The organism is Vibrio sp. V10_P2A27P122, assembly GCF_963874335.1.
Classification (GTDB): Bacteria; Pseudomonadota; Gammaproteobacteria; order Enterobacterales; family Vibrionaceae; genus Vibrio; species Vibrio anguillarum.
Map to the genome: position 1 here is coordinate 1 of NZ_CAWNHY010000061.1, position 7756 is coordinate 7756.

At 44.5% G+C, this 7756-nt stretch carries 4 protein-coding genes; 1 reads left to right on the forward strand and 3 read right to left on the reverse strand.

All coding sequences use genetic code 11. The annotated features are described in order from the left end of the window. Positions 1 to 2 precede the first annotated feature (2 nt). Complete coding sequence (locus AACQ17_RS03585) at positions 3 to 1928, forward strand: methyl-accepting chemotaxis protein (RefSeq protein ID WP_094167648.1); 1926 nt, start codon at positions 3 to 5, stop codon at positions 1926 to 1928. Between the two features lie 46 nt (positions 1929 to 1974). Here the strand turns inward: AACQ17_RS03585 and AACQ17_RS03590 are convergent, their stop codons facing one another. From AACQ17_RS03590 to AACQ17_RS03600, 3 genes are read right to left on the reverse strand one after another with little or no spacing between them, the layout of a single operon-like run. After that, a complete protein-coding gene (locus AACQ17_RS03590; RefSeq protein ID WP_094147974.1) occupies positions 1975 to 4110 on the reverse strand; it encodes a type I secretion system permease/ATPase in 2136 nt (711 codons plus the stop codon). A gap of 1 nt (position 4111) precedes the next feature. Beyond that, a complete protein-coding gene (locus AACQ17_RS03595; RefSeq protein WP_094147973.1) occupies positions 4112 to 5464 on the reverse strand; it encodes an HlyD family type I secretion periplasmic adaptor subunit in 1353 nt (450 codons plus the stop codon). Continuing rightward, complete coding sequence (locus tag AACQ17_RS03600; protein ID WP_094167649.1) at positions 5461 to 7569, reverse strand: peptidase domain-containing ABC transporter; 2109 nt, start codon at positions 7567 to 7569, stop codon at positions 5461 to 5463. Before AACQ17_RS03600 ends, AACQ17_RS03595 begins: the two co-directional genes overlap by 4 nt. Between the last annotated feature and the right edge of the window lie 187 nt (positions 7570 to 7756).

Here is a 7756-nt window from a genome sequence, read left to right on the forward strand (position 1 = left end):
TGATTTCGGCGACCATTATCCCTGTTGCTATTGTTTCAACGGTAATGGTGACGAATTTACGTTCACAAGCCGTTAGTGATTTTATTGAACAAAGTCATGGAGAAATGAGTCAGGTTGATAATGCTATCGCCATCTATTTTTCTGGCATTGAACAAAATGTGAAAATGTTAGCCAACTCACCCGCGTTGCAAAAAGTGGACAGTTCCATTACCCGTTATATCGACAAAATAGCTGAACCGATGACCCCAGATAGCAATGGAATGGTGGAGCGTGGAATTTATGAAGCGCTTTACCTTATGGGTGAGGCGCACAAAGGTTATTCGTACGTTTACATGGGAACCAAAGAGGGCGGATATATACAATGGCCGACGGGTAAGGCGTCAGACAATTATGATCCTAGAGCTCGCCCGTGGTACAAAACGGCGATGTCTAGCCCAGGCGAGATAAAACGCACTCAAGCCTATTATTGGGAGCCTGATGACGCCACGATTGTGAGCAATGTTTTGTCCTTTAATGCTGCTGGTACCCAAAATGCTGGGGTGGTTGCGATTGATGTTTCGCTAAAAACACTGACGGATATCGTGAAGAAGATAAAACTAGGCGAAACCGGATACATTATGATGGTTGAGGATAGCGGTAACGTCTTGGTGGATGCTAAGTACCCAGAGAACAATTTTCAACCCCTTGACTCCTTAGCTGCTGCATACAAAACGATAGGTCAAACATCCTCTGGTTTTATCAATATCGAAATTGGCGGTGTGGAATATATGGCTAATGTCATGAATTCCGAAAAGTTAGGTTGGAAGTTCGTTGGCCTGATTACTACCGAAGAAGTTATGGCAGAAAGCAATAGCTTGATCAAATACATTTTAGCGATTGTTTTTGTGTTGACAGTGATTTTCATCATTGGCGCACTTTTTTTAGCGGGGTTGATCGCCAAGCCGCTTAGTTTAGTTTCAAACGGCTTACAAGAGATAGCTGAAGGTGAAGGTGATTTAACCAAGGAATTGATCATTCGTTCGAACGATGAAACGGGTCAATTGGCTGTGTATTTCAACGCATTTTTGAAAGCCATTCGATTACTTGTACAGCAAATAGGCCATGCAGGAGAACAGATGGGGGAATCGGCGCAAAGAGCGGCAACAATATCGGAAGACTTGTCAGCCGTTTCTCAACGACAGAAACAAGCGGTTGAGATGGTATCAACGGCGTTTAATGAAATGGTGTCTACTGCCAATGAAGTAGCAACGCTATGCAGCTCGGCAGCCCAGGCTGCTGATGACAGTCAGCAATTAGTGAGTCAAGGCCAGCAAAATATCCACACCGCGGTTTCTAGTGTCAATCAGTTAGCTGATTATATTTCAACGTCTTCAACCACGATTCAAGAGTTAGAAAATGATAGCCAAGGTATTACTGCAATTTTAGATACCATTCGCGGCATTGCTGAACAGACCAACCTGTTGGCTTTAAACGCTGCGATTGAAGCGGCTCGTGCAGGGGAGCAGGGAAGAGGTTTTGCTGTTGTTGCGGATGAGGTTCGTGCGCTCGCAAAACGTACGCAAGATTCAACCGAAGAAATCAACGGCTTAGTGGTACGTTTGCAAAATAGGACCAAAGAAGTCGCAGAACAGATGACCGTGAGTTTAAATGCGTCACGGAAAACCGTGACAACGACTGAGTCGGTCAACGATAGCTTTACTGGCATCTATCAGTCAGTATTGTCGATTCACGATATGAATACTCAAATCGCAACGGCTGCCGAAGAGCAGCACCTAGTCGCAGAAGAAATTAATCGTAATATTCATCAAGTACAAGAAGATACTCAGAAAGTTGATGATGTATCGAGCCGAGCTCTACTTAACTCACAAAATCTCGCGAGTTCAGCTGATGATCTGAATAATTTAGTGAGTAAGTTTAAGACCCAGTAATTTCTGGGGAGATTTTTTATACCTAACCCATTTGAAGGAGAGAAAGTTAACCACTGACTTGTTGTTTCCATAAACGTGCGTAAAGTCCTGCACGTGCGAGCAACGCTTCGTGAGTACCTTGCTCGGCCACTTGCCCATCTTCGATGACGATAATGTTATCGGCATGACGAATCGTCGATAACCGATGTGCAATACTGATCACCGTTCGATCATGGCAAATGGTTTCCATATTGCTCATGATGGCCGCCTCTGACTGATAATCGAGCGCTGAAGTCGCTTCATCAAGCAGTAAGATTTTTGGGTTAACTAACAATGCGCGAGCCAGTGCAATGCGTTGACGTTGCCCGCCAGATAAGTTGGCACCTCTTTCTCCTACTTGTTGTTCAAACCCTTGTGGCAGCGCCTCAATAAAGCTTAATGCACCAGCAAGCTTTGCAACGTTTATCAGCTCTGCATCGCTTGCATCGGGTTTACAAAGACGAATATTGTCGGCAACGCTGCCTGAAAATAGCATGCTTTCTTGCAGCACCACACTCATGCTGCGCCTTAACGAGACCGGATCTGCAATGGCGAGATCCATACCATCGACTAAGACTTGCCCATGCAAAGGTACATAAAGACGCTGTAGCAGTTTCGTTAATGTACTTTTTCCAGATCCGGAAGGCCCAGTAATACCAATAAATTGCCCCGGAGCGATGGTCAACGAGAGATTCGCTAAGACTTCCGGTGCATCGATATGATAACGGAAGCGAACATTTTTAAACTCAATGCCTCCTTGAACAGAAGGGATGGAAGCAAGGCCATCTTTACTATTTTCAGCCGGTTCGTTAAGAATGTCGCCAACGCGACGCAAGGCTACTAAGGTGTGCTGGAAATCTTGCCACACTTGCGCAAGTCGCAAAACGGGTTGAGTAACATGCCCTGCTAGCATATTGAAGGCAACCAATTCACCGGGAGTGAGCTGCCCATTTAGTACTAAGTTGACTCCCCACCAAAGTAAAATGGCAGCGGCTATTTTCTGCACTAAGGCAATCAATTGCCCAGCAATTAAACTGGCTTTTTGGGCTGAAAACGCGCATTCAATTTGTCGACTGAGTATTTGCTGCCACCGTTCTAAAAATCGAGCTTCCGTTGCGGTTGTCTTGATTGTTTCGATACCCGTTATAGATTCAGTCAGGAAGGTGGTTGTCTCTGCTTCTGCGTCATACTCTGTCGTTACCTTGTGACGAACCCAAGGTCCAATACCTAACCACAGCAGAAAGTAAATCACTAATGAACCGATAATCAGCCCTGTGAGCGCTGGCGCATAATGAAACATCACACCAATAAAGAGGGTGATAAAAATGAGATCCAAGAGCAGCATTAAGGTTGAGCCCGTCAAAAACTGACGTATTTGCCCCATTTCCCGTACGCGGGCGATGATTTGCCCCGTTTGACGCTGCTTGAAATAACTTAATGGAAGATTAATCAAATGCCGATACAATCGCCCTGATAGTTCTGCATTGACTTGACTAGAAAGATGACCAAAAACCGTATTGCGCAAATAACTGTAAAGAGGTTCAGCAATAGCCAGCGCAAGCATAGCCAGCGCTAAAACGTGCAAACTCGACAAACTTCGCCCCACAAGAACCTTATCAATAACGGTTTCAAAAAGTTTGGGACCAAACAGGGCAAACAGTTGCAGCACAATCGAATACAGAAACACATCACGTAGCTGTTTTGACTGACGGAGTACCGAAGGCATAAACCAGCGGAGGCCAAAAGCGACATCGCTTGGCTCTATACTCTGCTCAATCAGTAATAAGACCTCATAACAGGAACTTGAAGATCCTTGCGCCAACGGAAACTCGAAATAGCGCTGTTTAATGGGATCGTACAAGGTCCAACCATACTCGTTTAGCGCATGAATGACATGCCATTGCTGACGGATTTTGACCAATGCAGGTAGCGGGATCGGCTCGCTTCCTCTGACGGTGATCATTCGGCTTTTCAGACCAATAGATTGAGCGGCTCGCTGAATGTCGAGAGCACTGAGCTCATTTTCGGCAACGCCTAGTGTATGAATCAGTTGTGATGGCGTGACTTTCTTATCAAATGAAAGGCTGGCAAACGAGAGGGCCGCTAATGCGCCATGGCTTTCTTGATCATGAACCGTTGAGACGGTGTTGGTTAAGGTATCCACTCTATTTTTCTCGCAATGCTTCAGCTTGATATTCTCGGATTGGGCTGAGTAGATAATCGATGATCCGACGTTGGTCGGTTTTAATCTCAGCCACGACAGACATACCGGGCAATAAGGCAACAGAGGCACCATCGACCTCAATTGTGTGGTTTAACAATTGCACTTGAGCGGGAAAAACCAACCCAAGTTGCTCATCCATTGTCGAGTCTCTAGATACGTGGACCAATGTTGCCGATAAGGTGCCGTAACGCGTATAGGGAAAGGCATCAATTTTCAACGTCACGGGTTGGCCAGCATAAATAAAGCCAATGTCTTTATTGAGAATTTTAACTTCGGCGACTTGTACCGAATCGTCAGGCACAATAATCATCAAATTTTGTGCTGGTTGTAAGACTGCTCCAAGGGTGTGAACGCTCAGTTGCTGTACAGTGCCAGTGACAGGAGAGCGAACCACTTGTAATCCTTCATGTTCGCGTACTTTGTCCAGTTCATGTTGCAGCGCTGAGAGTTGTAGGTGTGCTTGCTGACTTTTGTCTTGCCACTCTCTGGCTTTTTGCGCACGCAGCGCTTTTAAACGCTCTTCTAGGTTGAGATATTGCTTTTGCAGCACATGTTGTTGTGATGTTTGCTGGGCTAACGCTCGTTCGGATTCTAATAACTCTTTTTCCTGCTCCAGATACTGCACTTGACCGATCAAACGCTGTTGCTTGAGCTTTTTTTGAGCATCAAGGCGCTGAGTAATATTACTCACTAACTGTTTTAAGCCTCTGATGTCGACTTCAAGTGAGGACTGGGAAGCAAGATTGACCTGCATTTCAGCACGCAAGTTTTCCAACACCGATGTGAATTCGTTCTTTTCAGTATCAAAGCTGTCGATGACCTCTTGCTGTGCCGAAGGTGCCAATGCCAAATACAGGGGATGTTGAGCTAGATCAGCCTTACCACGCAAAGCTTGATACTTGAGAAATTCATGGGTTTGATAGCGTATTTGATGACGCAAACGTTCAATATCTTGGCTAACGCCTAACGTGTCCAGAGTCAGTAAGGGCATCCCTTTTTCGACACGTTCGCCGTCTGCTATATGGATTTGTGCTACTCGGCTTTGTTCGTAAGACTGAATCACTTGCGAGCGCCCAGGGACTAACAGCCGCCCGTTTGCGGTCGCTTGGATATCCAATTTCCCCCAATAGGTCCAAAGTAAGGTGAGCAGTAACCCTAAACTTAGCGTGATGGCGGTGATGCGAGCAAACGGAGAGGGCGGGCTCTGCTGTAGAGCAAGATGGCCGGGTAAAAACTCAAAGTAGCCGTTCGTTTTCGAGCGCTTAGAGCGAAGCTTCTTTAACTGAGAGATCATACTTGCTCATCCTCTTGTTTTAATGCTTGTTGCAGTTGCCACAACTGGAAATATTTGCCTTGCTCTGCGAGAAGTTGTAGATGCGTGCCTTGCTCTGCAATCTCGCCTTTTTCCAGTACGATAATCCGGTCACACTCTCTTACCGTAGAGAGGCGGTGTGCGATGGTGATAATGGTACGCCCGGCGGCAATTTGCTCCATATTGGTTTGAATGATGGCTTGTGATTCATCATCTAAAGCGCTGGTGGCTTCATCAAGAATCAAAATCTTAGGGTCTGCAAGCAGTGTGCGGGCAATGGCTAAACGTTGTCGTTGTCCGCCTGAAAGTGACTGCCCCCCTTCAGCTAAAATCGTGTCGTAACCCAGTGGCAGCTTTAAAATAAACTCATGAGCGCCCGCTAATTTTGCTGCTCGCACAATCTCATCCAAGTTGGCTTGTGGCTTTGAATGGGCAATGTTGTCACTAACACTTTTACTAAAGAGAAAGTTCTCTTGTGATACCACCCCCAACTGGCGACGCAATTCATGAACACCGATCTGTTTGAGTGAGGTGTTATCGAACATGATTTGGCCTGATTCAGGGCTGTACAGCTTGAGTAAAAGCCGAGCCAAGGTGCTTTTTCCCGACCCCGAGCCACCGACCACACCAATTTTCTCACCCGCTTGGATATTGAGTGAAAGCTGATTGATGGTCAGCGGCAAATCGGGTTGATAACGGAAACTCACTTTACTGAGAGTGATCGCACCTTGCAGTTGTAGGGAATGGCTGGCTTGCTGCTGCTCGGTGGGCAAATTGAGTAGGTCGGAAAGTTTATCGACTGCAATTTGCGCTTGTATAAATTGTCCCCACAGCTCGACGAGCCGGGCAAGAGTTTGTGCAACATGACTGGCGAGCATGTTAAAAGCGATCAGTTGACCTATGGTCATTTGTAACGCGAGCACTTCGGATGCACCAATCCATAATAGAAAGACGCTCGTTATTTTTTGGATGAACTGTACTGCGTGGCTAGAGCGGTTATTCCACTGCTGAACCACATAGTTGCTCGATATCATCTGTTCGGTTTGAGTATCCCAACGTCGAATAAAGCGAGGTTCAGTCGCTAAGCTTTTAATGGTATCACTCCCCGCGACGGTTTCAGTTAGAAACGAAGTGTTGTGCGCCATATGGGTAAATTGTTGTTCAATCGCTTGTTGCAGCCTTGGGGTTAGCCACCAAGCCAAAAAGAGATAATACGGCAGTGTGGCCAATACCAATAAGGTTAGCCCGCCAGAAAGTAAGCTCATCACATAGAAAAAGATCACGAGAAAAACGAGATCAATCGTGAGGGTAAACATTGAACCTGTGATGAACTCGCGTATGGTATCGAGCTCTCTTACTCGAGTCACAATCGCCCCAACTTGCCTTGATTTGAAAAACAGCAGCGGCAAACCAAACAGATGGTGAACCAATTTAATGCCAAGCTTAATATCAATGCGGTTAGCGGTATGAGCATATTGATATTCGCGTAAACCGCGTAGCAATACCTCAGCTATTCCAGAAATAACTAAGACGAACACTAAAACATCGAGTGTCGAGTGGGCTTGATGCACTAATACTTTGTCCATCACGACTTGGAAAAATAGCGGTGTAATAAGTGCAATAACTTGCAGTACGAAAGAGAATAAAACAATCTCAGCGATTAAATGTTTATGTTGCGATAATTCAGGTAAGAACCAACGAATATCAAAAGAGGATTGCTTTTTTTTGATATCTAGCGTTTTTCCATTCCAATTCTGTTTTAAATAGCTTGTATCTACTACTTTTGGGGTATCTGAATTACATGGATGAATTAAACATTTATCCTGTTCAACTTTAGCTAAAATAAATGGGTGATTATTTTTGTTAAATAAAATAATCGGATTCTTTATTTTAGTAATTCCAGTAAAAGACTTCACTTTATTAGCAGTGACTAAATAATTTCTTCCTTTTAAATCTTTTATTATTGAATCAATTGCATTGGATGGCGTTTCATTAGAGATATCTAATTTTATCTCACGAATTCCGATCAGCGGTAAGTAGACTGATAAGCAATGTAGCATGGCTTTTTTTTCATTTAAATCAGTCATATAGTTGATTCTTCAAGGTCCAGAAAAAGAAAGGGGGCGGATCATATCATTAATATCAATAGATGCTCAAATATTATCTGGTCTGATTAGTTAATTGCGGTTTTTAAAGGTTTTAATTATCAGTTGCTTGTATTCGGTAATATTTTGGTTTTGTTAATTTATTCATGACTTAGCGTTATTGTATGGT